Source organism: Micromonospora sp. NPDC049004, from assembly GCF_040649315.1.
Taxonomy (GTDB): Bacteria; Actinomycetota; Actinomycetes; order Mycobacteriales; family Micromonosporaceae; genus Micromonospora.
In genome coordinates this window covers 23,342-49,416 of sequence record NZ_JBEZFG010000008.1, presented here as the reverse complement: position 1 = coordinate 49,416, position 26,075 = coordinate 23,342, and the positions used below count along the sequence as shown (strand labels likewise).

23 protein-coding genes are annotated in these 26,075 nt (G+C 71.6%); all 23 read right to left on the bottom strand.

The genetic code is table 11. The annotated features are described in order from the left end of the window. Positions 1 to 71: 71 nt before the first annotated feature. Complete coding sequence (locus tag AB0B97_RS23275; RefSeq protein WP_234584387.1) at positions 72 to 1,079, bottom strand: sugar phosphate isomerase/epimerase family protein; 1,008 nt, start codon at positions 1,077 to 1,079, stop codon at positions 72 to 74. 212 nt (positions 1,080 to 1,291) lie between these two features. Next, a complete protein-coding gene (locus tag AB0B97_RS23270) occupies positions 1,292 to 1,795 on the bottom strand; it encodes an ATP-binding protein (protein WP_357496349.1) in 504 nt (167 codons plus the stop codon). A 296-nt stretch (positions 1,796 to 2,091) separates the two neighbouring features. Further along, a complete protein-coding gene (locus tag AB0B97_RS23265) occupies positions 2,092 to 4,200 on the bottom strand; it encodes a lectin (protein WP_357496347.1) in 2,109 nt (702 codons plus the stop codon). A gap of 60 nt (positions 4,201 to 4,260) precedes the next feature. Next, positions 4,261 to 7,116, bottom strand: coding sequence for a PQQ-dependent sugar dehydrogenase (locus AB0B97_RS23260; RefSeq protein ID WP_357496345.1), 2,856 nt, complete (start codon positions 7,114 to 7,116; stop codon positions 4,261 to 4,263). 476 nt (positions 7,117 to 7,592) lie between these two features. Next, the gene (locus AB0B97_RS23255) at positions 7,593 to 8,660 is read right to left on the bottom strand and encodes a polyprenyl synthetase family protein (RefSeq protein ID WP_357496343.1); all 1,068 of its coding nucleotides are present in this window, start codon (positions 8,658 to 8,660) and stop codon (positions 7,593 to 7,595) included. Continuing rightward, positions 8,657 to 10,072 carry a nucleotide pyrophosphatase/phosphodiesterase family protein gene (locus tag AB0B97_RS23250; RefSeq protein ID WP_234584382.1) on the bottom strand — a complete coding sequence of 472 codons (1,416 nt, stop codon included), beginning with the start codon at positions 10,070 to 10,072 and terminating at the stop codon, positions 8,657 to 8,659. The genes AB0B97_RS23255 and AB0B97_RS23250 overlap by 4 nt, the downstream gene beginning before the upstream one ends. Further along, entirely contained in the window at positions 10,069 to 11,268 is a 1,200-nt protein-coding gene (eboE, locus tag AB0B97_RS23245) for a metabolite traffic protein EboE (RefSeq protein WP_357496341.1), read from the bottom strand. Before eboE ends, AB0B97_RS23250 begins: the two co-directional genes overlap by 4 nt. Then, complete coding sequence (locus AB0B97_RS23240; protein ID WP_357496339.1) at positions 11,268 to 12,122, bottom strand: TatD family hydrolase; 855 nt, start codon at positions 12,120 to 12,122, stop codon at positions 11,268 to 11,270. Before AB0B97_RS23240 ends, eboE begins: the two co-directional genes overlap by 1 nt. Then, complete coding sequence (locus AB0B97_RS23235; protein WP_357496337.1) at positions 12,123 to 12,731, bottom strand: EboA domain-containing protein; 609 nt, start codon at positions 12,729 to 12,731, stop codon at positions 12,123 to 12,125. It lies immediately after the preceding gene. Positions 12,732 to 12,805: 74 nt separating this feature from the next. Beyond that, complete coding sequence (locus AB0B97_RS23230; protein WP_357496335.1) at positions 12,806 to 13,900, bottom strand: sugar phosphate isomerase/epimerase family protein; 1,095 nt, start codon at positions 13,898 to 13,900, stop codon at positions 12,806 to 12,808. Continuing rightward, entirely contained in the window at positions 13,897 to 14,913 is a 1,017-nt protein-coding gene (locus AB0B97_RS23225; protein ID WP_357496333.1) for an SCO3242 family prenyltransferase, read from the bottom strand. Before AB0B97_RS23225 ends, AB0B97_RS23230 begins: the two co-directional genes overlap by 4 nt. Beyond that, positions 14,897 to 16,063 (bottom strand): inositol-3-phosphate synthase, encoded by a 1,167-nt coding sequence (locus AB0B97_RS23220; RefSeq protein WP_357496331.1) that lies wholly within the window; start codon positions 16,061 to 16,063, stop codon positions 14,897 to 14,899. Before AB0B97_RS23220 ends, AB0B97_RS23225 begins: the two co-directional genes overlap by 17 nt. 503 nt (positions 16,064 to 16,566) lie before the next feature. Beyond that, positions 16,567 to 17,775: a Gfo/Idh/MocA family oxidoreductase gene (locus AB0B97_RS23215; RefSeq protein ID WP_234588915.1), complete on the bottom strand. Its 1,209-nt coding sequence runs from the start codon at positions 17,773 to 17,775 to the stop codon at positions 16,567 to 16,569. Positions 17,776 to 17,795: 20 nt separating this feature from the next. Beyond that, positions 17,796 to 18,848: a substrate-binding domain-containing protein gene (locus AB0B97_RS23210; protein WP_357496329.1), complete on the bottom strand. Its 1,053-nt coding sequence runs from the start codon at positions 18,846 to 18,848 to the stop codon at positions 17,796 to 17,798. A 119-nt stretch (positions 18,849 to 18,967) separates the two neighbouring features. Beyond that, positions 18,968 to 20,092 (bottom strand): ABC transporter permease, encoded by a 1,125-nt coding sequence (locus tag AB0B97_RS23205; RefSeq protein WP_234588911.1) that lies wholly within the window; start codon positions 20,090 to 20,092, stop codon positions 18,968 to 18,970. Next, positions 20,089 to 21,726, bottom strand: a complete 1,638-nt coding sequence (locus tag AB0B97_RS23200; RefSeq protein WP_357496326.1) for a sugar ABC transporter ATP-binding protein — start codon at positions 21,724 to 21,726, stop codon at positions 20,089 to 20,091. The genes AB0B97_RS23205 and AB0B97_RS23200 overlap by 4 nt, the downstream gene beginning before the upstream one ends. Further along, positions 21,723 to 22,901: an ROK family protein gene (locus tag AB0B97_RS23195; RefSeq protein WP_357496324.1), complete on the bottom strand. Its 1,179-nt coding sequence runs from the start codon at positions 22,899 to 22,901 to the stop codon at positions 21,723 to 21,725. The genes AB0B97_RS23200 and AB0B97_RS23195 overlap by 4 nt, the downstream gene beginning before the upstream one ends. A gap of 232 nt (positions 22,902 to 23,133) precedes the next feature. Next, entirely contained in the window at positions 23,134 to 23,406 is a 273-nt protein-coding gene (locus AB0B97_RS23190; RefSeq protein ID WP_357496322.1) for a hypothetical protein, read from the bottom strand. 29 nt (positions 23,407 to 23,435) lie between these two features. Next, positions 23,436 to 23,828: a hypothetical protein gene (locus AB0B97_RS23185; RefSeq protein ID WP_234588904.1), complete on the bottom strand. Its 393-nt coding sequence runs from the start codon at positions 23,826 to 23,828 to the stop codon at positions 23,436 to 23,438. After that, entirely contained in the window at positions 23,825 to 24,412 is a 588-nt protein-coding gene (locus tag AB0B97_RS23180) for a hypothetical protein (RefSeq protein ID WP_234588902.1), read from the bottom strand. Before AB0B97_RS23180 ends, AB0B97_RS23185 begins: the two co-directional genes overlap by 4 nt. 83 nt (positions 24,413 to 24,495) lie before the next feature. Next, complete coding sequence (locus tag AB0B97_RS23175; RefSeq protein WP_234588899.1) at positions 24,496 to 24,813, bottom strand: hypothetical protein; 318 nt, start codon at positions 24,811 to 24,813, stop codon at positions 24,496 to 24,498. Positions 24,814 to 24,883: 70 nt separating this feature from the next. Next, positions 24,884 to 25,429, bottom strand: coding sequence for a hypothetical protein (locus AB0B97_RS23170; RefSeq protein ID WP_234588897.1), 546 nt, complete (start codon positions 25,427 to 25,429; stop codon positions 24,884 to 24,886). Between the two features lie 35 nt (positions 25,430 to 25,464). Beyond that, positions 25,465 to 26,004: a MauE/DoxX family redox-associated membrane protein gene (locus tag AB0B97_RS23165; protein ID WP_357496319.1), complete on the bottom strand. Its 540-nt coding sequence runs from the start codon at positions 26,002 to 26,004 to the stop codon at positions 25,465 to 25,467. Between the last annotated feature and the right edge of the window lie 71 nt (positions 26,005 to 26,075).

Genomic DNA, 26,075 nt, shown 5'->3' with positions numbered 1-26,075 from the left:
ACGCAGACCCATCGCACGTCGACGGGCCGGTCGCCGAGAGGCGACCGGCCCGTGGTCTGTCCGAGCTGTGGTCAGTCCTTGCTGCTGAACGCCGCGTCGAAGGCGGCGCTCGGGGCGTCGAAGGCGAGCCGGCGGACGAACTGCAGCGCCTCCGGGGCGCCGACCAGGCGGTCCATCCCGGCGTCCTCCCACTCGACGGAGATCGGGCCCGTGTAGCCGATCGCGTTCAACGCCCGGAAGCAGTCCTCCCAGGGCACGTCGCCGTGGCCGGTGGAGACGAAGTCCCAGCCGCGGCGCAGGTCGGCCCAGGGCAGGTGCGAGGCGAGCCGGCCGCGCCGGCCGTCGCCGGTACGCACCTTCGCGTCCTTGCAGTCGACGTGGTAGATCCGGTCGGCGAAGTCGAAGATGAAGTTCACCGGGTCCAGCTCCTGCCAGACGAAGTGCGACGGGTCCCAGTTCAGCCCGAACGCGGGCCGGTTGCCGATCGCCTCCAGCGTCCGCTTGGTCGTCCAGTAGTCGTACGCGATCTCGCTGGGGTGCACCTCGTGCGCGAACCGCACCCCGACCTCGTCGAACACGTCGAGGATCGGGTTCCACCGATCCGCGAAGTCCTGGTAGCCGCGCTCGATCATCGACGGCGGCACCGGCGGGAACATCGCCAGGGTGTGCCAGATCGACGACCCGGTGAACCCGACGACGGTCTTCACCCCGAGCTTCGCCGCGGCCCGCGCGGTGTCCTTGATCTCCTCGGCGGCCCGCTGGCGGACCCCCTCGGGCTCACCGTCGCCCCAGATCCGGGCGGGCAGGATGTCCTGGTGCCGCTCGTCGATCGGATGGTCGCAGACCGCCTGACCGACGAGGTGGTTGGAGATCGTGAAGACCTGAAGGTTGTGCTTCGCCAGCGTCTCCCGCTTGCGGTCGACGTACGAGTCGTCGGCGAGCGCCTTGTCGACCTCGAAGTGGTCGCCCCAGCAGGCGATCTCCAGGCCGTCGTAGCCCCACTCGGAGGCGAGCCGGCAGACCTCCTCGAACGGAAGGTCGGCCCACTGGCCGGTGAAGAGCGTGATGGGTCGCGCCATTGTCCTTCTCCCCTGATGTGATGGGGATTCCGTTGTGCGGACCGGGGCGAGGGTGACCGGTCAGACCGGTGCGTGGCACCGAGGCGGAACACCGGTGGGTGCCGAGCGCACCTGAGCCCGACGGGTTGCGCCTCCCACCGAGCCACCGGCCACCGTCACGGTCGCCGCCCCCACCCTATTTCCGCCGGGGTCATCGCGAAAGCCCCGCAGGGTCACTCGGCCGCTTCTTCGGGCGCGGGCAGGACCGCCCGGACGGTGAACCCGCCGCCGGGATTCGGGCCGGCCGAGAAGGTGCCGCCGGCCCGCTCGGTGCGCCCGCGCACCGCGGCCAGCCCCCGCCCGACGCCCCGGGTCTCCCCGGCCGGCGTCGCGGCACCGGCGCCGTCGTCGCGTACCTCGATGGTGATGCCCTCGGCGTCGTAGCGCAGCCGGACCGCGACCGCCGCGCCGGGGGCGTGTCGGCGCACGTCGGCCAGCGACTCCTCGATGATCCGGTACGCCGCCACGTCGACCGCGCCGGGCAGCGGCCGGGGTGCCCCGCCGAGGCTCCAGCGCACGGGCTGGCCCGCGGCGAAGCCCTCCGCCAGCGCGTCGAGACGGTTCAGGCTGGGAGCCGGCCCGGTCAACGGGTCGGGCTCCTCGGCCCGGTGCAGCGCTGCGCGCAGGCGGTGCCCCTGGGTCCGCGCCATCCGGCGCCATCGCGCGAAACGCCCCATGCTGGTCAAGGTACGGCAGGCTCCTGAGAGCGGGCCCGCGGCGTCCACACAACGCCCCCACCGCACCGGTGGCTCCGACCATCGAGAGGCGTATACCTGTGAGTCATATCTATGACTCACAGGTATACGCCTCTTCGGTGACATCGGCCTCGCCAAGGACGCGCCCGGTGAGGCGGAGCGCGTCCGGTGTCGCTGAGCGGGCGGCGTCGGGAGCGGGTGGCTCGCAGGGGCCGTCGGCCGCGACCGGCGGCCCCTGCGCGCTCAGTGAGCCTGGTGGGCTCGGTGCGGTTGGCAGGTCAGGGCAGGGTCCACTTCTGGTTGGCCGCGCCGTTGCAGGTCCAGAGGTGCACGACGGTGCTGTCGGCCGAGTTGTTGCCGGAAACGTCCAGGCACTTGCCCGAGGCCGTGTTGCGCAGGCTGCCGTCGGACTGGGCCGCCCAGTTCTGCGCGCCGGTGCCGTTGCACGTCCAGAGCTGGATCTTGGTGCCGTCGGCGGTGCCGCCGCCGGACACGTCGAGGCACTTGCCGAGCGCCTTGATCGTCGAGTTCGGCGTCACGGTCCAGGTCTGCGCCGTACTGCCGTTGCAGGTGTAGATCTGGATCTGGGTGCCGTCGGCCGTGGCGCCGCTGCGCACGTCCAGGCACTTGCCGCCCAGGCCCTTGACCGGGCCGACCCCGGTGCTGCCGCCGGTCCCCTTGACCAGGGTGAAGTCGTCCACGTCGAAGAGCCCGGTGCCGCTGCCCCCGAACGTGAGGTAGAGGTTCTGGGCGCCGGACGGGACGTTGGACAACGCCGCGGTGACGTTGGCGAACGTCGTCCAGCTGCCGGTGTTGGGCACCGTGACCGTGCCGAGCACCGGACCGGTGGCCGAGCCGGTGCGGACTGCGATGGTGCCGCCCGCACCGCCGGAGACGACCCGGGCGGTGAACGAGGTGACGCCGGTCAGGTCCACGCCGTTGTACGCCGCCCAGTCGCCCGGGTCGATGTAGCCGACGGTCTGGCCGCCGTTGGCACCCGCCTTGGTGAACGCGGAGACGCCGTTGGCGGAGCTGAACGCCTCGGCCTGGATCGTGCCGGTCGGCGGAGGCGTGGTGCCCAGTTCCTTGATCCGGATGTTGCGGAACGAGGCGTCGTCGCCGGTGCCGTGGTTCTGGATGCCGATGTGGCCGGCCAGCGACCGTACCGGATTGGTGTTGGTGAAGTCGTTGATCTTCACCCCGTTGAGGAAGATCTGGAGCCGCTCGCCCTCGACCAGCAGCTCGTAGGTGTTCCACTCCCCCGGCGCGTTGAGCGCCGCGTCGCGGGCCGCGAGGTCCGCGGACTTGAAGGTGTAGACCGAGCCGGTGGTACGGTCCGCCGCGTCGGTGGCGTCGATCTGGATCTCGTAGCCATTGTCCACCGCCGACCACGGGTCGCTCGACGGCGGGAAGCCGATGAACACGCCCGAGTTGTCGTCGCCGGCCAGCTTCCAGTCCAGCTTCAGCGAGTAGTTGGTGAACTGCTTCGCGCTGTACCAGTACAGGCCCATGCCGCCCACCGAGGTGAGGGTGGCGTCGGAGTTGGTGAAGTTGCCCGGCCCGGCCTGCGACCAGCCGGTGGTGGAGCCGTTGTAGAGCGGGGTGTAGCCGGTCTCGGGCCGGCAGTCGGCCTTGCTCCGACCGGAGGCGTACCGGATGCCGCCGAGCAGGTGGTTCCGGAAGTTCGGCTCCGCGTACGACGCCTGGGTGTGCCCCGCGCCGGTGTAGAAGGAGCGGCCACCGTTGTAGCTCTTGCACCAGCTCAGCGGGTGGTCGGCGCCCATGCCGCCGCCGGAGTACGACGACTCGTCCAGGGTGGCCAGCACGTGCGCGGTCGACCGGGCGTTGGTGCGGTAGTTGTACCACTCGTCGGTGCGGGTCCAGGTCTGCGGCAGGTGACCGGTGGCGGCGTGGCCCCGGTCCTCCACCTTCATGTTGGCCTGCTGGATGGCCGGGTGCGAGGCGAACCACGCGCCGACCAGGTTGCCGTAGAACGGCCAGTCGTACTCGGTGTCGGCGGCGGCGTGCACACCCACGTACCCGCGACCGGAGGCGATGTACGACTCGAAGGCGGTCTGTTGGCTGGCGTTGAGCACGTCGCCTGTGGTGTTGAGGAAGACGACCGCCTCGTACTGGGCGAGGTTGCTCGTGGTGAACGCGGCGGCGTCCTCGGTGGCGGTGACGGTGAAGTTGTTCGCGGCGCCCAGGTCACGGATGGTCTGGATGCCGACCGGGATGGCGTCGTGCCGGAAGCCGGCGGTCTTGGAGAAGACCAGCACGTCGTACGGGGCGTCGGCGGCGCTGGCCGGGGTGGCGGGGGTGGTGCAGGCGATGACGGCGAGGACGGCGGTGGTGGCGCCGAGGACGGTTCGCAGGAGTCTGCGCATGTCGCTCTCCTATCGACGGTGGGAAGGGGCCCCCGCGCGACGGGGGCCCCTTCGCTCAGCTCAGGGCAGGGTCCACTTTTGGTTCGCGGCGGCGGTGCAGGTCCAGAGGTGCACCACGGTGCTGTCCGCCGAGCTGTTGCCGGAGACGTCCAGGCACTTGCCGGACGCCACGTTGCGGAGCGTGCCGTCGGCCTGCGCGGACCAGTTCTGCGCCCCGGTGCCGTTGCAGGTGTAGAGCTGGATCTTGGTGCCGTCGGCGGTGGCGGCACCGGCGACGTCGAGGCACTTGCCCAACGACTTGATTGTGGAGTTCGGCGTGACCGCCCAGGTCTGGGCCGCGCTGGCGTTACAGGTGTAGATCTGGATCTGCGTGCCGTCGGCGGTGGCGGCGTTGCGCACGTCCAGGCACTTGCCGCCCAGACCCTTGATCGGACCGGTCCCGCCGGTGGGGGCCGAGCCGGTGGTGAAGGTGAACGCGTCCAGGTCGTAGAGCGCGCCGGTGCCCGTACCCGCGAACGTCAGGTAGAGCGTGGTGGTGCCGGTCGGCGGGTTGGTGATCGCTCCCGTGACGGTGGTGAAGGTTTCCCAGCCGCCGGTCACCGGGACGGTCGCGGAGCCGAGCACCGTGCCGGTGGCCGAGCCGGCCCGCACCTGGAGGGTGCCACCGGAGCCGGCCGACGAGACCCGGGCGGTGAACGAGGTGACGTTGCCGAGCCGGTACGGCTGGAACGCGATCCAGTCGCCGTTGTTGATGTCGCCGACGGTCTTGCCGCCCTCGGCCGGGGTCTTGCTGAACACGTTGATCCCGGACGAGCTGCCGAAGAACTCGGCCTGGCGGTGACGCGGCGGCAGCGTGTGCTGGGTGTGCGTGGTCAGCCCACCGGCGTCGGTGTACTCGGCGTCGAAGATGGCGAAGATGTTCGCCGCGTCGTCGTGCTCACCGTCGACGGGGATGGTGATCGAGCCGGAGCAGCCGGTCTTCGAGGTGATCTGGTGCCCGTGCTGGTCGTGCCCGAGCACGTAGGTCATCTTGACCTTCGTGCAGTCGATCGTGCCGTCCTCCGGGTCGGTCACCGTGATGCTGTACGGCACGGTGTCACCGAAGCTGAACAACTGCCCGTTGCCCGGGTTGTTGATGGTCACCGTCGGCGCGGTGTTGCCGACGTTGATCTGCACGCTGGCGCTGCCGGTGGCACCCTGCGGGTCCCGTACGGTCAGCGTCGCCGTGTAGGTGCCGTTGGTGCTGTACGTCTTCGTCGGGTTCGCCGCCGTGGAGGTGGTGCCGTCGCCGAAGTTCCACGAGTAGGTCAGCGCCCCACCCTCGGGGTCGGACGAGCCGGCCGAGGAGAACGTCACGGCCAGTGGGGCCGCGCCGGAGGTCTTGTTGGCGCTCGCGGCGGCGTTGGGCGCCCGGTTGCCGCCGGCGACGTAGTCGAAGCGGTAGAGCGCCGAGTTGGCGTCGCCGTTGAAGTAGCCGGTGCCGTAGTCGAGCACGTAGTAGGCGCCGTCCGGGCCGAAGGCCGAGTCCATCACCTGCTTGCCGACCCACGGGAAGGTGTCGATGGTGCCCCGGGAACCGTCGGAGTTGACGTGGATGGGCTTGATCCAGCCCCGGCCGAACTCGGTGGCGAAGAACTGCCCGTCGAACGACTGCGGGAACTTGGTGGTGGAGGTCGACGAGGCGTTGTACCGGTAGACCGGGCCGCCCATCGGCGACTCGGAGCCGCCGCCGAACTCGGTGGGGGTGCCGGCGTCGCCGGCGTACCGGATCCAGGCCGGCTGGGCCGGCGGCAGGGTGGTCAATCCGGTGTTGCGGAACGAGTTGTTGGTCGGCCCGCCGGTGCAGTTGTACTTCGCCCCGCTGGCGTTGGTGGCGAAGTCCCACTCGTTGTACGTCTCGGTGGTGGTGTTGGTGCCGGTGCAGTACGGCCAGCCGTAGTTGCCCGGCGCGGTGACCCGGTTGAACTCGACCTGGCCGGACGGCCCGCGGGTGGAGCTGGTGCTGCCGGCGTCCGGCCCGTAGTCACCGACGTAGACGACGCCGGTGCCCTTGTCCACGCTGATCCGGAACGGGTTGCGGAAACCCATGGCGTAGATCTCCGGCCGGGTCTTGGCCGTGCCGGGGGCGAACAGGTTGCCCGACGGGATGGAGTACGTGCCGTTGGCGTTCACCTTGATCCGCAGGATCTTGCCCCGCAGGTCGTTGGTGTTGCCGGCGCTGCGCTGCGCGTCGTATGCCGGGTTGCGGTTGGTCCGCTCGTCCAGGGGCGAGTAGCCGGCCGACTCGAAGGGGTTGGTGTCGTCGCCGGTGGACAGGTAGAGGTTGCCGGCGGCGTCGAAGTCGATGTCCCCGCCGACGTGGCAGCACAGTCCGCGGTCGGCCGGCACGTCGAGGACGTCGACCTTGCTGGCCTGGTTGACGGTGAAGTCGCTGTTGAGGGTGAACCGGGAGAGGCGGTTCACTCCCTGCCAGGCCGAGAAGTCGGTGCCGGTCGCTGGCGCGTCCCCGGTGGGGGTGGACAGCGGCGGCGCGTAGTAGAGGAAGATCTGCCGGTTGCTGGCGAAGTTCGGGTCGACACCGACGCCCTGCAACCCCTCCTCGTCGTGGTTGTAGACCGACAGGGTGCCGATCACCGACGTGGTGCCGTTCGCGTCGGTGCGGCGCAGCGTGCCGTTGCGGGCGGTGTGCAGGACCGAGCGGTCCGGCAGCACGGCCAACGACATCGGCTCACCCATGTCGGACACGCCCCGGGCGAGTTCGACCTGCTGGAAGTCGGTGGCGTTGATCGTGTGCGCCTGGGCCGGTGTCGAGCTGGCCGCCAGGGTGACCGTGCCGGCCGCGGCCACGAGGAGCAGGGCCGATCCGGCGGAGAGCCATCGTCGGGATCGACGAGGGGGTGCGTCCTTGTTGGACATCTGTGCTGTCCCTTCCTGACGAGTGAGGCCAGGCCGGGCGCGCGCCGTCGCGCCGGATGCCGTAGCGGTGGTGGGGGTCGATGGGTTACCGCGCCGCCGGTTCACCTCGACGAAACAATGTCGTGTTGGCCCCGACACTAAGTCGCGCATGTCGATGTGTCCATACCTTCCGACGATCCAGCATCAACTTTCGTCGATTTGATCGAAAGTTGCCGGGTCGGGGCCGTACGCAAGGGTCCGGGGCGTTCGGCGGCGCCCCCCCCCCCGGGGGGCGGGGCCCCCGCCCGCCCCCCCCCCCCACGTCCCGGGTCTGCCGGGCGATCTCCCGTTCCTCATCGGTACGGATGACACAGACGCTCCACACCCTCATAAATTTTTCGTTTTTTTCTCCTTTTGGGGGGGGGGGGGGGCCGCCGCGCGGGGGGGGGGCGGGGGGGGCCCCCCCCCGGGGGGGGCCCCCCCCCCACGCCGACACGTCAGGACTGCCGACCGGTCACCTGACTGGCCAACCCCACCAACGCCGCCCGTACCGAATCCGGGAGCGGGACCGCCGCCAGCGCTCCCGTCGCGGCCTCCTTGCGAATCCTGATCATCTGCTCGATCCGGTCCCGTGCGCCGGTGGCCTCGATGATCTCGCGCAGCTCGACCGCGCCGTCCGCGTCCAACTTCGGATTGCCGAACAGCTCGCGCAGCCGGACGGTCTGCGACCGGTCGGCGGCGCTGCGGGCCAGCGCCATCATCACCGTGGGCTTACCCTCGCGCAGGTCGTCCAGGACCGACTTGCCGGTGACCGCCGGATCACCGAAGACGCCCAACACGTCGTCGCGGAGCTGGAACGCGTCGCCCAACGGATCACCGAACTCGCCGAGAGCCGCGATCAGCTCCGGCCCCGCCCCGGCCAGCGCCGCGCCGATCTGCAACGGCCGGGTGACCGTGTACCGGGCCGCCTTCATCCGGATCACGGTGAGCGCGCTGGCCACCGAACCGTCACCCACCCCGGAGACCAGGTCGAGGTACTCCCCCGCGATCACCTCGGTACGCATCAGCGCGAACACGGCGTAGCCCCGGTGCACCTGCTCGGTGGCCAGCCCGCACTCGTGGAACATCTGATCCGACCAGGCCGCGCAGAGGTCCCCGCAGAGCAGGGCGGTGTTGCGCCCGTACGCCTCGGGGTCGCCACGCCACGACGAGCGGGCGTGCAGGTCGGCGAAGAGGCGGTGCACCGACGGTTCGCCCCGGCGGCGGTCGCTGCCGTCCAGGATGTCGTCGTGGATCAGCGCGAACGCGTGGAACAGCTCCAGCGCCGCCGCGGCCACCACGATCGGGCGGCCGTCGGCGGCCCCGGCAGCGCGCCAGCCCCAGTAGCAGAACAGCGGACGCAGCCGCTTCCCGCCGGCCAGCACGAACCGTTGCAGCGCGGTGAACACCCCGCGCGGCGCTCCGTCGGGCCAGTCGGGGCCCTGCCGTTCGAGGAAGGCGGCCAGCTCCGCGTCGAAGCGCGCCCGCAGCCTGCTCGCGTCCGCCGGAGCGACGGTGGCCGTCACGATCCCACCCCGGACCGGCCACCGTCACCGTTGGCCAACCCGGCCAACTCCAGCAGCAGCGCCTTCACCTCGGTGGCCGCCACCCGGTCCCGGGCAGCGGACCTGTCGGAACAGAGCAGCACCGGGGCGTCCGCCGGGTCGCTGGGCAGCCGCCCGTGCGAGCCGCGCACCGCCCGGGCGCCGGCGTCCAGGCCGACGGCGCTCATCAGGTAGCGCATGCCGAGCTTCTTGCGGGCCAGCGCCACCCCGGCCCGAGCCTTCGCGGCGCCGGGGTTGGCCGGGTCGAAGAACAGCTCGGCGGGGTCGTACCCCGGCTTGCGGTGGATCTCGACCAGCCGGGCGAAGTCCGGGGCGCGGGCGTCGTCGAGCCAGTAGTAGTAGGTGAACCAGGAGTCCGGTTCGGCCACCAGCACCAGCTCACCGGCGCGCGGGTGGTCCAGCCCGTACGCGGCCTTGCCGTCGGCGTCCAGCACCTCGGCCACCCCGGGCAGCCCGGCGCAGAGCTTCGCCACCGCCGGCACGTCGGCCGGATCCTTGACGTAGACGTGCGCGACCTGGTGGTCGGCGACCGCGAACGCCTTCGACGTCCACGGGTCGAGGTACTCCATGCCGGCCTGGGTGTGCACCCGCAGCAGCCCTTCGGCACGCAGCAGCCGGTTGACGTCCACCGGCCGGGACACGTCGGTGATGCCGTACTCCGAGAGCACCACCACTGTCGCGTCGCGGGCCCGCGCGGCGTCCAGCAGCGGGCCGAGCACCGCGTCCAGCTCGGCCGCGGCGGCCGCGGCCTGGGCCGACGAGGGGCCGAAGCGTTGCAGGTCGTAGTCCAGGTGGGGGACGTAGACCAGGGTCAGGTCGGGTGACACGTCGGCCAGGATCTGCTCGGCCGCCTGGCAGATCCACTTCGACGACGGCAGCCCGGCGGTCGGCCCCCAGTAGGTGAACAGCGGGAAGGTGCCCAGCCGCCCGGTGAGCGCGTCGTGCAGCTCCGGCGGGTCGGTGTAGCAGTCCGGCTCCTTGCGGCCGTCGGCGTAGTACACCGGTCGCGGCGTGACGGTCCAGTCGACGTCCGCGCCCATGGCGTACCACCAGCAGACGTTGGCCACCGTGTAGCCCGGTTCGGCCCGCCGCGCCGCCTGCCAGAGCTTGTCCCCGCCGACCAGCGCGTTGTGCTGGCGCCACAGGAACACCTCGCCCAGCTCCCGGAAGTACCAGCCGTTGCCGACGATCCCGTGCCCGCTGGGCTGCTCGCCGGTGAGGAAGGTGGACTGCACCGAGCAGGTCACCGCCGGCAGCACGGTGCCCAGTTCGGCCCGGAAGCCGCCGTCGGCGACACCGCGCAGCCGAGGCATGTGCGCCAGCAGGCGGGGGGTCAGCCCCACCACGTCGAGTACCACCAGTCGTCGGCTCATCGCGTCACTCCCGCGCTCACTGTGCGTTCCGGGGTCAGCCCGAGGCCGACCAGTTCGTCTCGGGCGAAGGCCAGCTCGGCGGCGATGCCGGCGGCCAGCTCCGCGTCGGTGCCCGGCCGCCGCGCGGCCGGTAGAACCCCCCAGGTGTACGTCTCGACGTCGAGGTGGTCGCACCCCGCGGTCGGCCCGCTGTAGAGCGCTCTCAGCGCGGCGCGCAGGACGGGCAGGGTCGAGCCGAGCGGTTCCTCCGGTGGGGCGTGCAGCGGCACGTGGTAGTGCACCCGCCACGGGCCGGGCAGCGCCCGGTCCAACGCCTCGTCCAGGTCGTCGGCCGCGTACGCCGCGTCGGCCGGGTCGGCCAGACCGGCGCAACCGGCGCTCCGGGTCTGGTGCAGGAAGCGCGGCTCCACCCAGCGGCGCAGCGCGTCCGCGCCGCCGGCCGGGTCGGCCGCCTCGACGGCGGCGGAGACCTGCACCTTCACCACCGGCAGCCCCGCCGTCCGCAGTCGTTCCAACGCCTCGGCCGGCTCCTCCCAGGCGCACGCCAGGTGGGCCAGGTCGACGCAGACACCCAGCCGGTCGGTGTCGATGCCGTCCAACAGCGCGGCCGCCTGCCCGGTGCTCTCCACCACGCAGCCGGGCTCCGGTTCGAAGGCGACCCGCACCTCGCGGCCGGTGTCGCGCTGCACGGCGGCCAGACCGGCGGCGAGCTGGTCCAGCCGACGGCGGGCGGCGTCGGCCCGCCCGGTGTCCCAGGGCCGCCGCCAGGCCAGCGGCAGGGTGGAGATCGAGCCCCGGGCCGCGTCGTCGGGCAGCAGGTCGGCGAGCACCCGGGCCAGATCCAGCGTGTACGCCAGCCGCTGCTCGGTGGTCCAGTCCGGGTGGTACACGTCCTGCTTGACCACCGGCGCCTGGAAGGCCGCGTACGGGAAGCCGTTGAGGGTGACCACCTCCAGACCGCGCGCGTCCAGCTCGGCGCGCAGCCGCAGGCGCAGCGCCGGGTCGGCGGCCAGCTCGGCGGCGACCGGGGCGGCCAGCCACAGGCCCAGGCCGAGCAGGTCGCTGCCGAGCGCCTCCCGCACCGGCACGGCGTACGTGTCCAGTTGACCGAGGATGCCGGCGAGGTCCTCGGCGGGGTGCACGTTGGTGCAGTAGCCGAGATGGACGGTGTCGCCGCCGGAATGTCGCAGCCGCATCAGCTGCCGCCGCGCAGGATCGAGTTGCCGGTCTGCGGGTCCACGGCGGTGACGTCGAGGTCGCTCAGGTCGAGCCGACCGGACTGGCCGTAGAACTCCACGGGGTTGCGCCACAGCACCCGGTCGACGTCGTCGTCGCTGAACCCGGCGAGCAGCATCGCCTCGCCGGTTGCCCGGGTCAACAGCGGATCGGAGCGACCCCAGTCGGCTGCCGAGTTGACCAGCATCCGTTCCGTGCCGTACTCGCGCAGCAACTCGACCATCCGCTGTGGCGTCATCTTCGTGTCCGGGTAGATGGAGAAACCCAGCCAGCAGCCGCTGTCCCGCACGAGCTTGACGGTCACCTCGTTGAGGTGGTCGACGACCACGCGACCGGCGTCGATGCCGGATTCGGCGACCACGGCGAGGGTGCGCTCGCAGCCGCGCGCCTTGTCCCGGTGCGGGGTGTGCACCAGCGCCGGCAGGTCGTACGCCACGGCCAGGGCGAGCTGCGCGGCGAACGCCTCGTCCTCCTCCGGGGTCATCGAGTCGTACCCGATCTCGCCGACCGCCACGACCGCGTCCTTGTCCAGGTAGCGGGGCAGCAGGTCGAGCACCGGGCGGCAGCGCGGGTCGTTGGCCTCCTTGGGGTTGAGCGCGATGGTGGCGTGGTGCCGCACCCCGAACTGCCCGGCCCGGAACGGTTCCCAGCCGATGAGCGAGTCGAAGTAGTCGATGAACGAGGCGGCGCTGGTGCGCGGCTGGCCCAGCCAAAATGCCGGTTCCACCACCGCGCGGACCCCGGCGGCGGCCATCCGTTCGTAGTCGTCGGTGGTGCGTGAGGTCATGTGGATGTGGGGGTCGAAGATGCGCATTCACGCCTCCCGGGGCAGTGCGGCGGTGAGCCGGTCGAGCAGGTCGGTGGCGTCGGCGGGCATCTCCCGGCCGGCGGCGTGCCGCTCGGCGGTGAGCGCGGCCAGCATCGCGGCCAGCTCCCCGTCGGCGCGGGTCTCCAGGTCGGCGACCACTGCCAACGGCACGCCGCTGAACACGCACTTGAGCACCGCCTGCCGCCAGGCGGCCTCATCGAGGTGCCGGGCGTACGGGCCGAGGGCGGCGGCGACCAGCCGGGTGTCGTTGGTCCGGATCGCGTCGTGCAGCAGCGGCACCCCGGCGGCGCCGATCGGCAGCAGTGGCAGGGCCCGCAGCACGGCCCGCCGCTCGGCCGCGTCACCGTGCTGGTAGAGGTTCTCGGCGTACGAGGCGTGCTCACCGGGCAGGGCGGTGAGCAGCAGCACCCGGGCCGCGTCGTCGGCGGTCCAGCCGGGGGCGTCGGGCAACGCGGCCCGACCGCACCGCCGACCGACGGCGGGAAAGAGCCGGGCGATCGCGGTGGGCTCGGCCGCGACCTGCCGCAGCGCCTCGTCCAGCCAGTCGGGATCGGGTACGCCCCGCAGCGCGGCCCGTAGTGAATCCGGTGTCATCCCGTCTCCTCCCCTTGTGCTGCTGGTCCCCTTGTGTGGCTGACGGGCACCCCTGGCACACCCTTTGCTCTGCTTCACTCCAGGCGACGGTCGGTGTCCGGATATCGGACGCCCGCTGTCGCCTCCGTTGAAGCAGAGCAAAGGGCGTCGGCGGGTGCCTCGTCCTCGATGCGCCGCGCGCCGGTCTTTGCCGCGGCGGTGGCGGCGGCGCGCAGGAACTCGATCGAGCGGGCGGCGACCGCCGGTGCGGCGTGCGAGTCGCGGGGCAACTCGACGGCGACCAGCCCGCGGTAGCCGGCCTCGGCCAGGGCCGCCAGCACCGGCGGGAAGTCGATCTCACCGGTGCCGAACTCCAGGTGCTCGTGCACGCCCCGGCGCATGTCGTCGATCTGCACGTTGACCAGGTGGTCGGCCACCTCGGCGACGCACTGCGGCACCGGCCACGGCTCCAGGCACCGGCAGTGGCCGATGTCGAGGGTGATGCCGAAGCGGGCCGGCGCGTCGAGCGCCGCGTGCAGTCGACGCCAGTCGGTAATGCTCTCGACCAGCATGCCCGGCTCCGGCTCGAAGCCGAGGGTGACGCCCGCGCTGTCGGCGGCGTCGACCACGCTGGCGCAGCCGGCGACCAGCCGGTCCCAGGCGCACTGCTGTGACACCGTCTCGGGCCGCACACCGGCCCAGAACGAGACCGCCTCGGCTCCCAGGTCGGCGCCGATCCGCACCGCCCGGCGAAGGAACTCGATCCGCCGGGTGGGGTCGTCGTGCAGCAGCGTCGGTGCGTGCTTGTGCCACGGGTCGAGCAGATAGCGGGCACCGGTCTCGATCACCACCCCCAGACCCAGCGCGTCCAGCCGCCGGGCGACCGCCGCGATCCGGCGGGTGAGCCCGGGTGCGAACGGGTCCAGGTGGTCGTGGTCCAGGGTGAGCGCCACGCCGTCGTAGCCGAGGTCGGCGAGGACGGCGAGCGCGTCGTCGAGCCGGTGGTTGGCGAAGCCGTTCGTGCCGTACCCGAGGCGCAGCCCCGTCGCGTCGGCGCTCGACGGCTCGACAGTCCCGTTGCCGGACTGCTCGGGTCGAGGCTGCGCGGTTCCGGACTGCGCGGTTCCGGGCTGCGCGGTTCCGGGCTGCGCGGTTCCGGGCTGCGCGGGCCGGGGCCGGGGCACGGTCATGTCGGGGAGACCTTCCGGGCCAGCCGACGGCCCAGCGGCGCCGCCGCCGCGACGGCCAGCCCGAGCAGACCGGCGCCGCCACGTGCGGTGAGCGCCCCCTGCAGGGCGGGCAGGCCGGTGATCCCCGCGCCGACGGCCGCGCGGACCTTCCCGGCCGAGGGATCCCGGACGACCTGGGCCTGGGCGGCGCCGTAGCGGGCGGCGTACCACCCGGCCAGCAGCGCGGGCAGCGCGGCGGCGACTCCGGCCGCCCGGGCCCGGCCCGCGCTCACCTCGGCCCGCCCGTCGGCGCTGGCAGCACTGGCAGCCCCGCCAGCGCTGGCAGCTTCGGTGCCGGGGACGGCAGCGCGACGGGCGCCGGGGACGGCAGCGCGACGGGCGCCGGGGACGGCAGCGCGGCGGGCGCCGGGGACGGCGACGGCGGCGCTGGCGGCGACCAGGGCGGTGCCGGCCAGTGTGCGCATCGGCAGGGCCGCGTCCGCGCCGGTGACCTCGCGCCGGGACAGGGTGGTGACCGTCCAGGTGTGGGCCGCCACGGTCGCCGCCGAGGGAAGCGCCCGCCACAGGTGGCCGCCGGAGGCGCCCAGCAGCACGTCCAGCCCTCGGCAGGCGGCCATCACGGCGGGGCCGGCGGCGGTGTTCTTGGCCAGCAGGTCGTACCCCCAGATGCTGGCGGCCAGCGGCACCGCGAGCGCGGCCGCGCGGCGACCGCCCACGGCGGCGGCCAGGCCCACGCCGGCGGCGGTGAGGCCGGCCGCGAGGCCCAGCGCGGCGGTCGGGGTGACCCGGCCGCTGGGGATCGGTCGCTCGGGGCGTTCGACGGCGTCCAGCTCCCGGTCGGCCCAGTCGTTGGCGGCCATGCCGGCCCAGTAGAGCAGCACCGACGCGCCGGCGAGGGCGGGGGTACGCGGGCCCAACGCGCCGGCGGCCGCCGCGCCGGCAACCACGTCACCGGGGACCGAGAGGGCTGCCGGCGCCCGGACCAGCTCGGCCACGTCAGCCAGCGTGGTCATGGCCACCGTCCAGGCCGGCGTGCAACCGCCGGGTGAAGTCGGTCAGCCGGGCCCACTGCTCGGCCAGCGAGTGGGTGGGCGCACCGAGCGGGTCCTTGAAGAAGAAACCCAGGTCGGCCAGCGGCCCCACCTGCCCGGCGGCGTGCGCGGCGGCGGTGAGCCGCGCCAGGTCGAGCACGAGCGGCGCGGCCAGCGCGGAGTCGCAGCCGTGCCAGGTGAACTCCATCCGCATCCCGGTGCCGAGGAAGCCGGCGAACGTGATCAGATCCCAGGCGGTCTTGAAGTCGCCCAGCTCCTCGACGTACTCGATGCGGGTGTTGCCCTGCGGGACGTAGCCCAGCGTCTCGCCGAGCACGCGTTGCTTGCTCTGCACCTTGGCCGCGTTGGCGGCCGGGTCGGCGAGGGTGGCACCGTCGCCGCCGCCGAGCAGGTTCATCCCGGACCAGGAGCGCACGGCGAGGTTGCGCATCGCGAACATCGGCGCGAGGACCGACTTGACCAGGGTCTCACCGGTCTTGCCGTCGTGCCCGGCGTACGGCAGGCGCAGCTCTTCGGCCAACGCGGCCAGCGCCGGCAACCGCAGCCCGGTGGACGGGGTGAAGTCGACGTACGGGCAGTCGGCCAGCAGCGCCGCGTACGCGTACAGGGAGCTGGGCGGCAGCACCTCGTCCGGTCCGGCGAGCGCGGCACGCAGCGCGACCGGGTCGGCGTGCCCGGGGTGCGGTCGAGGCGCCGGTTCGGTGGCGGAGACGTTGACCACGACCACGCGGTCCAGACGGTTGCGCTCCCGGAAGGATGTGAGGTCACCCACGATGGTCGCGACCCGGTCGGCCTGGGTGCCGCCGAGCGGGGCCGGACGCAGTTCCTGCTCGACGGCGGCCAGCTCGTCGGGGAGCGCGGCGACCAGCCGACCGGGTATCACACCGGTGTCGGCCAGGGCCTCGGCGCGCTTGCTCAACGGGGTGGTGGCCACGTCGTGGCCTCCGAAGACCAGGTCCGCGAAGGACGGGAGGGCGGGACCGCGCAGATCCGGCAACTCGGTGACGCAGCCGGTCGGCCCGGCCAGGCCGGCCCGCAGCGCGAGCCCTCCGACGATGCTGGTGGTCGCGACCGAACCGCGTGCTCCTACCAGCCAGACACCCGTTCGCATGGTGCTCCTTCCCATCCAGGAGGAACCGTCGGTTCGATTTAAATATAGGAATATCAGAATATTTCTCGAAAAGCTACGGCCTTGAGCGGATGGGCCCCGCCCGCCCGACCCGTACCGGAACGACACCGGATCCGGCGTCGGCGTCGGCGGCGACGACGACGGACCGGTTACCGGTACGGGTGCGGGCAGACGGGGCTGGCAGGCAGGGTCGGTCGGCGTCTCGACCCTGCCTCCCCCGCATCCGACTGGGGCGTTGGCGTGCCCCGACCGGACGTCTCAGGTGGTGGCGGTCCTCCGGTGCGGCCGGGGAATCCCGGTCCGGTCGCACCGGACGACCGTCCTGCTCGTGCGCCACCGGGCCACACGGCCCGGCTGCACACTCTCCGGAGCCGACCTCGTCCCGACCGCGGGGCGCAAACCGCTGTCGGTCCCTCGCCGGTCGGCTCCGGAAAGCCGGTCGGGCGACGGCGGCGCGAGCACCGCCGTCGCGGATGGTCAGGGGGTCAGACGGCCACCGCGGTCAGCGCCGGTTCCACGTCGGTCCAGGAGGAACCGACGTCCGCCGAACGGGTCACCGCGTCCAGCACGAGCTGGACCTGCAACGCGTCGGCGAAGGAGGGCGCCGGGTCGGTGCCGGTGGCGATCGCCTCGATGAGATCGCGCATCTGGTGGGTGAAGGAGTGCTCGTAGCCGATGATGTGGCCGGGCGGCCACCACGCCGACATGTACGGGTGGTCGCCCTCGGTCACCAGGATCCGGCTGAAGCCCTGTTCCAGGGTAGGCCGGGTGGCGTCGTAGAACTCCAACTCGTTGAGACGCTCCAGGTCGAAGACCACGCTGCCCAGCGAGCCGTTGATCTCGACTCGGAGGGCGTTCTTGCGGCCCGTGGCGAAACGGCTCGCCTCGTACGTCGCCAGGGCGCCACCGTCGAGCCGGGCCACGAAGATCGCGGCGTCGTCGACGGTGACCGGCCCGGTGGGCGCCGAGCCGCCGTCCACGGTGGCCGCGAGACCGCTCGACTCGGCCGGCAACGGCCGCTCCTTGACGAACGTCTCGGTGACCGCGCTGACGCCGGTGATCCGCTGGCCGACGACGAACTGCGTCAGGTCGATGATGTGCGCACCGATGTCACCGAGCGCGCCGGAGCCCGCCCTGTCCTTCTGCAACCGCCAGACCAGCGGGAACTGCGGATCCACGATCCAGTCCTGCAGGTACGTCGCTCGGACGTGCCGGATCACCCCGAGTCGTCCGTCGGCGACCATCTGGCGCATCATCGTGACCGCGGGGACCCGGCGGTAGTTGAACCCGCACATCGAGCGCACCCCGGAGGCGCGGGCGGTGTCCGCCGCGGCGGTCATCGCCCGTGCCTCCGCCACTGTGTTGGCCAGCGGCTTCTCGCACAGGACGTGCTTGCCGGCGGCGAGTGCGGCGAGGGCGATCTCGGCGTGACTGTCGCCGGGTGTGCAGATGTCAACCACGTCGATCTCGTCGGAGTTGATCACGTCGCGCCAGTCCGTCGTGTACGCGTCCCAGCCGAGCCGGTCGGCGGCCTCGGCCACCTTCGGTGTGTCGCGGCCGCAGATCAGCGACATCCTGGCTCGTGCCGGCAGGTCGTAGACGCGGTTCACGGTGCGCCACGCCTGTGAGTGCGCGGCGCCCATGAACGCGTAACCGACCATGCCGATCCGCAGTTCTCTGTCTGTCGTGGACAAGGTGGGTCTCCCCCCGTGTATCAGAACCCGAGCTTGAGGTAGCTGCTCGCGTTCTCCTTCGTGATCGTCTCCGAGGCGAGCACGATCTCCTTGGGCACCTGGAGTTCCACCAGGTCGGACATGCCCTTGCCCTGGCCGATGAGGCGGGCGAGCGAGATGGCCGAGGAGGCCATCGACGGGCTGTAGGTGACGGTGGCCTTCAGCACGGTGTTGTCCGCCTGGATGTCCTCCATCGCCTTCTTCGAGCCGGCGCCGCCGACCATGAAGAACTCCTTGCGGCCGGACTGGTTGATCGCGGCCATCACGCCGACGCCCTGGTCGTCGTCGTGGTTCCAGATCGCGTCGATCTTCGGCAGGGCCTGGAACAGCCCGGTCGCGGCCTGCTGGCCGGAGTCGACGGTGAATTCGGCCGGCCGGCGGTTGGCCACCTTGAAGCCGCTCGCGGCGAGCGTGTCGTTGAAGCCCTTCGACCGCTCCTGGGTCAGCTCCAGCGCGTCGATACCGGGGATCTCACCGATGATCGGGTTGCTGACGCCCTTGGCCTTGAGCTGCGCGATGATGTACGTCGCCGCGGCGACGCCCATGCCGTAGTTGTCGCCCTTGATCTGCAGGCGGTACGCCCGGGCGTCGGGGAAGGCCCGGTCCAGGTTGACCACCGGGATGCCGGCGGTCATGGCCTCCAGGCCGAACGCGTTGAGTTCCTTGCCGTCGTGCGGCAGCACCACGATGACGTCGGGCTTCTGCGACACCAGGGTGGACAGCGCCGCCCGCTGGGTCGCCGGGTCCGCGCCCGCCGCGACGGGCTTGAGCTCCACGTCGGAGTACGCGCCGGCCTGCGCCTTGGCGTTGTTGGTGATGGCGGCGATCCAGCCGTGGTCGTCGGCGGGGGCGGAGAAGCCGATGACCACCTTCTTGCCGGGCTCGTTGTTGACGCCGGTCGCCGCCGCCTTGGTCTGCGCGGTGGTGGGCGACGACTCGTTGCTCGTGCAACCGGCCAGCAGTACGCCGGCGCCGACCGCGACCCCGCCGAAGAGCATTCGGCGGCGCGACAGGTCGGGACTGTGCTGGGTCATGACGACCTCCTGTGTTCGCAGGTGGTGGGATGAGTGGAGGGTGCGTGGTATCCGGTCACCGTCGATGCTCGGGTGACCCTGCGGTGGTGCGGCAAGGTGGTGCGGGTGCTAGTGGTTGGTCAGCTGCTGGTGAGCCTGTTGCGGCCCAGGAACTGGGTGATGCTGCGGAACTGCACCTGCTGGACCAGGACGGCCGCCACGATGATGCCGCCCTTGACCATGTTCTGGGCCTCGCTGGAGAGGCCGTTGATGGCGAAGAGGTTGGTGATGGTCGAGAAGATGATCACGCCGAGCAGGGAACCGATGATCGTGCCCCGCCCGCCGCTGAGCAGCGTGCCACCGATGATCGCGGCGGCGATCGCGTCCAGCTCGTAGAGGTTTGCCGTCGCCGCCTGGGCCGAGTTGGCCTGCGCGGTGAGCATGATGGCGGCGATGCCGCAGCAGAGGCCGGACAGCGCGTACAGCAGCAGGGTGTGCCGCCGGACGTTGATGCCGGCCAGCCGGGCCGCCTCGGGGTTGCCTCCGACGGCGACCGTGCGCCGGCCGAAGGTGGTGCGGTTGAGCAGCACCCAACCGGCCGCGACCACCGCGGCGAGGATGTAGACCAGCAGCGGGATGCCGAGCACCTTCTCGCTGGCGATGTTGTTGATGAAGGTGTTGTTGGACAGCTGGGTCTGCTTGTTGGAGATCTCCGCCGCCAGACCGCGGGCGGCCACCAGCATCGCCAGGGTGGCGATGAAGGGCACCAGCCGGCCGTACGAGATGAGGATTCCGTTGACCACGCCTACCGACAGCCCGACGACCAGGGCGGTGAAGATCATGCCGCCGGCGCCGTAGCTCTGCGTGGCGACAGTGGTGGCCCAGACCGCGGAGAGCGCGACTATCGCGCCGACCGACAGGTCGATACCGCCGCCGATGATGACGAAGGTCATCCCGACGGTGACCACGCCGACCACCGAGGCCAGCTTGAGGATGGTGAGGGTGTTGTCCCACACCCAGTCCGGGTTGGAGTAGAGGTCCCAGCGGCTCACGGCGCCGATGATGACCAGGACCACCAGCACCCCGATGAGGCCGAGGTTACGGCGGGCACCTTCGCCGCTGTCACCCCGCCACCACGAGAGCCGGTTGCTGGTCGTCGCCGCCTCGCTGGCCACCGCCGTCTCGGCGGGATCCACCGGCGGCGACTGCGCCGGCAGCTGCGGGCGCTCCGGGGTCGCGGTGGGGGTGGGAGTCGCGTCGCTCATGCCGGTGCGCCTTCCATCAGGGACCCCGCCATCACGAGGTCGAGCACAGTGTTCTCGTCGAGTTCGCCGGCCAGGGCCTCGCGGACCACCCGGCCCTCCCGCATCACCAGGACCCGGTCGGCCAGACCGAGCACCTCGGGCACCTCGCTGGAGACCAGCAGGACCCCGACGCCCTGGGCGGCCAGACCCCGGATCACCTGGTACAGCTCAGCGCGGGCACCGATGTCCACGCCTCGGGTCGGCTCGTCCAGGAGCAGCAGTTTGGTGTCGCCGAGCAGCCACCGCCCCACCACCACCTTCTGCTGGTTGCCGCCGGAGAGGGTGCGCACCGGGCGGCGGACGTCGCGGGGGCGCAGTTCGAGATCGTCGGCGATCCGGTTCGCCTCGGCCTGCTCGGCCGCCACGTTGGTGAAGCCGAACCGGGCGTACCGGCTGAACGTGGAGAGGGTGACGTTGCGGTAGATCGGCTCACCGAGCAGCAGCGCCTGACTCTTGCGCTCCTCGGGCGCCATGCCCATGCCGGCCCGGACCGCCGCGCCGACACCCGCGCGCAACGCCCGGCCGGCCATCCGGACCGTGCCCGCGTCGGCTCGGCGGGCGCCGTAGATGGTCTCCAGCAGCTCGGAGCGGCCCGAGCCGACCAGCCCGGCGATGCCGACGATCTCACCGGCCCGGACATCGAGCGACACGTCGGCGAACTCGCCCGCCCGGGTCAGCCCCTCGACCTGGAGCAGCTCCGCGCCGGCCGGACCGGCCGCCGGGCGCTCCGGGAAGACGTACTCGATGCTGCGGCCGGTCATCCGGCTGACCAGGTCGCGGGTCGGGGTGTCGCGCGCCGGCAGGTTCGCCGCAGTGGTCCGGCCGTCCTTGAGTACGGTGACCCGGTCGCCGATCTCGCGGATCTCCTCCAGGCGGTGGGAGATGTAGATGACGGCGATGCCCTGGGCGGTCAACTCCCGGATGATCCGGAACAGGTTGCCCACCTCGTCGTGCGCCAGCACCGCGCTCGGCTCGTCCATGATGATCAGTCGCGCCTCGTGCGACAGCGCCCGGGCCATGCTGACGATCTGCTTGCCGGCCGCCGGCAGCGCGCGGACCATCCGCTTGGGGTGGATCTCGCCGTGCCCGAGCCGGCCGAGGATCTGGCGGGTTCGTCGGACCATTTGCCCGCGACGGACGAAGCCCAGCCGGCGCGGCTCGTGGCCCAGGAACGCGTTCTCCCCCACCGACAGGTCCTCGACGAGGTCGAGCTCCTGGTAGATGGTGGCGATGCCGGCGCGCATGGCGGCCTGCGGGTTGGCGAAGCTGGTGGGCTCGCCCCGCCACTCGATGAGACCGGAATCCGGTTGGTGCACCCCGGCCAGCACCTTGATCAGGGTGGACTTGCCGGCGCCGTTCTGCCCGAGCAGGCAGTGCACCTCGCCGGCACGCACCTCCAGCTGCACCCCGTCGAGGGCGCGTACGCCGGGGAAGGTCTTGACCACGTCGGTGAGGCGCAGGACCACCTCGCCGGCGACGGTGTCCGCGGGGGCCTCGACCAGCGACGCCCCGGCGACGGCGGCGTTCTCCTCGGGCTGGGCCACAGTCTCCTCCTCGCTCACGGTGGGTTTCGCGCCTGACGACCGCAGGTTCATGAGGCCTCGCCGAAGGCGACGTCGCTGGCGAGCACGGCCGCGCCGGCGACGCCGGCCCGACCACCCAGCTCGGACAGCACGACGGGCAGGTTGCCGGTGGCCAGCGGCAGCGACCGGCGGTAGACCACGCTGCGGATCTCGGCGAGCAGGATGTGCCCGAGCTGGGCCAGCCCACCACCAATCACGATCATCGACGGGTTGGTGAAGCTCACCAGGCCGGCGAGGACCCCGCCGACCCGCCGCCCGCCGTCGCGGATCAGCTGGATACAGGTCACGTCGCCCTCGACCGCGCCCTCGGCGACGTCCAGAGCGGTCACCACGCCCCGCAGGCTCATCCGCTCGGCCAGTGCCGGCGACGCCCCGCTGCGGGCGGCGGCGGTCGCGTCCTTGGCCAGCGCGGCGCCACTGAACAACGCCTCCAGACATCCGACGTTTCCGCACGAGCACATCGGCCCGTGCGCGTCGACCTGGATGTGGCCGATGTCCCCGGCGCAGCCGTCGGTGCCGCGGTAGACGTCGCCGGTCAGGTAGATGCCGCAGCCGATGCCGGTGCCGATCTTCACGAAGAGGAAGTCGTCCACCGAGTGGGCGACCCCGCCGTGCCGCTCGCCGATCGCCATGATGTTGACGTCGTTGTCGACCACCGCCGGGCAGCCGTGCTCCCGGCTGAGCAGTTCGCGGACCGGAAACCGGTCCCAGCCCGGCATGATCGGCGGCGAGACCGGGACGCCGTCGCGGAAGCTGACCGGGCCGGGAACTCCGATGCCCACCGCGTCCAACCGCTCGTACGCGCCGTCGACCCGGGCCTTGTGCAGCAGCTCGTTGACCCGTTGCAGGGTCACTTTCGGTCCATTGCGGATGTCGGCCGGCTCGGCGTAGTGGGCCACCGGTTCGAGACGGCCGTTGACCACCTCGACGTCCATCGAGCTGGCGCCCAGGTCGACTGCCGCGAAGCGCAGTTTCGGGTTCAGCTCGACCAGGGTGGAGCGACGCCCGCCGCGGGAGGCGGCGAGCCCGGCCTCGGCGACGTAACCCAGTGCGACCAGCCGGTCCAACTCGGCCAACAGTCGCGGGCGGGGCATCTGGAGGCGGTCACCCAGCTCGGCCCGGGACACGGCCCCCTCGTCGCGGAGCAACCGCAACAACCGGACGTGCAGGGGCTCGACGGTCCGCACCGGGGAGTTCACCTCTTCATCGAACTCGTTCACATCGACGCAACGCCGAGGTGTTGTGTCCGACACAGTAGGAGCGTTCCGCACCGCCTGTCCAGAGCTTCAACCGTTCCGGTGGCAACTTTTGTCCGTAAGAGCAAAAGCTAATAGTGGATCAAGAAAAGGGCCTGCGGAAACGAACCGGGGGCGGGAGCGCCTCGCGCTCCCGCCCCCGGGCGGTGTCGGACGATCGGACCTACATGCGCCGTAGGTCGGCCGTCGCATCCAGGGCACGGATCTGTACGGCGTTGCCGCTGTCGTACACCTCCACCGGCTCGGTGGTGAACTGACCGTGCTCCCCCGCGCTCAACCGCACCGCGGGATCCACCACGATCTGCTTCGGTGCGACGTGCATGGCGTACACCCCGTCGATCTGACCGTCGATGATGCTGGTGCCGACCATGACGGCGGTACGACCGCGGGCGTCCTTGGTGATCGCCACCAGGCCGCGGTCCGTGGGAATGGGCATGACTACCTCCTTCTGGCTTCCGTTCGTGATCAGTCGTCCCGCACGCAGGCGTGCAGGGGTGAGTGCGCGGCGACCGGCGAGCCGAACATGATCTGCCGCCAGTCGCCGGTGAAGGTGAAGAAGCCGGCAGTGGTCCGCACGCCGAGGCGGCCCGGGATGCGCGACCCGGAGACGTGCTCCGGCACCGACCCCATCCCGTACACGCTCTCCAGCGACGGCCACACGGAGATGCTCAGCAGCGTCCGGGTGCCCCAGTCGACGATCAACCGGCTGCCGACCAGCTCGGGCAGCCGTCGCCGGACCGCCCGCTTGATCCGCAGGTGCAGCACCACCAACCGCAGCAGGACGAGCCGCGACGGGCACTCGAACCGCGTGATGACCACCTGCCCACCGGCCGGATCCGGCCGGAAGACCGGGGTCACCCCCAGCTCAGCAGCGATGCCTGAGCCACGGCCGCGACCAGCAGCGTCGCGCCGGACCACCGGCGGATGATCCTCTGCCAGTCCTGCCATCTCCGTCCCTTCTCCTCATCGATCGGCGTCGTCGTCGGCTTACGGATGCTCAGCGCCACCATCGACAGCACCGCCAGGACTGCCACCACGACCAACGTCGTCGGCAGCGCCGCCGGACTCAGCAGCACTAGCGCGGCCAGGGCCACCCACAGGAACGAGGTGGTCTTCTGGGTGGTGAACAGCAGGGCCAGGTCGAAGCCCCACACCACTCCCAGCGAGCCGGGAGGCAGCGTCCGGGCCAGCGACTGCGGCACCTGCCGCCACACGTGCGGAGTGCGTTGCCGCAGATCCGCCACACCGAAGCCGAGCGCCACCACGATCACCAGTCCGACCCGCACCGCTTCCGGCAGCACCGCGGTGATCCCGCTGGCGAGCAGGTAGAACGGGACCGCCAGAACCGCCGCGCCGAAGATCCCACCGACCAGCAGGCCGAGCAGGAACCGACTCCCGCCCCACCGGTCGTCCCGCAACATCGGGCCGGCGACCCCGGCCATGGAGACGCCTCAAGGGCTGTAGCCCTGCAGGATCGCCCCCAGCAGGGCGACGCCGATCCAGACCTCCATCCCCGGTCAGGCCGTCAGCAGTTCGAGGTGCAGGTGCACTTGCCGGCGGAGGCGTTGTACGAGCCGTCGGAACGCTTGCGCTCGCAACACTGGCAGCGGTAGATCGGTCCCACCGTGCCGAACGTGCAGGTCCACACGTAGTGGCTGGCCGCCAGGCAGGTCGACATGCTGATGTTCGGTGGCACGTACTCGAGGCTGCAGCAGTTCCAGTTGGCCGCCTGGGCCGGCGACCCCTTGGCGAAGACCGCGACGGCGGCGGCCAGTCCGCCGGCGCCGATCCCGCGCAGCACGCCCCGTCGTTTGACCGAGGACTTGGGGACAGCAGTGGTCATGACACCTCCTGTGTGAGATGGGCTGCCGGGTCGCGTGCCTCGTCGCACGCCACCCGGGGTCCTGGCGCGCTCACGCCTCCTGGGCGGAGTGGGCGGAGTGCAGGTGGCCGGTGGCGGCGAGGGCGCTGTCGAGCGTCCAGAAGAGCAGCGCGGTGTCCAGCCGACCGTGCCGGAACAGCAGGGCCGCCGGGCTGGAGTCGATGTTGAACTCCCCGGTGCTCCAGGCGCCGCCCTGGTCCAGGTACGGCCGGGCCCGCTCCAGCTCGTGCCGGCGGATGAAGTCCTCGCCGCGCTCGCGGACACCGCACGAGACCACCACGCTGAGGTCGACGCCGCGGTCCAGCGCGCCCGGAACCTGGGCGGCGATCTGCTCACAGCTCGCACACGAGGAGCTGAGCACCAGCACCAGGGCGCGCTCGCGGTCGCGCAGGTGCGCCAACTCCGCCGGCCAGTTCAGCGACTCGGCGCCCAACCGGGCGTTCTCCAGCGGTTCGACCTGGGCCGACGGCTCGTTGCTCTGCTCCGGCAATCGCGCCGCCAACTGACCGAGCATCGCGAAAAACAGCACCATCGTTCCGGCGAGAACCAGCAGGACGAAAGCAAGGAACATGGTCATGGCGTTCATTACCCTTCGTGGTGGAGAAGCGCCCGTCACACCCGGTCGGATTGCGGGAACAGCGGTCGTACGATCGGGAGAATCCAGCGACGGTTGGCGTAGAGCGACAGCAGCAGCGCGGCGAGCGCGGCACCGATCACCGGCCCGGCGGGCTGGTTGGCGGCGGCGCCGACGACGGCGAGGTTGCCCACCGCGACGGCCAGCAGGCCGACACCGATGGCGATGTTGACCGGTCCGAAAGGAGCACCCTCGGTGCGGCCGAAACACCCGCACGGCTCCTCGCTGCCCCGGACCACGCCGACCAGACCGACCACCGCGAACGACAGTCCCAGCGCCGCCACCAGCAGCGCACCCGCACGTCGAGTGGGCTCCACGACCAGGGCCACCGCGGCGCACAGTTCCAGCAGGGCCACCAGCCGCACGAGGCCGGACCCGGACGCCCAGGGCAGCCCGATCTCGGAAAGAGCACGTCCCAACTGCGTGCCGTCCACGGTCTTCGCGGCGGCAGCCTGCATCAGCAACGCCGCCGCCATACAGTTGACGAATAGGATGCCGACAATGGATATTGAAGCCACAACGGGCTCCTTCCCCGCTATTAGCGGAAGCGCGTCGTTACTGGCACTCTGACCCATCGGCTCATTCGTAC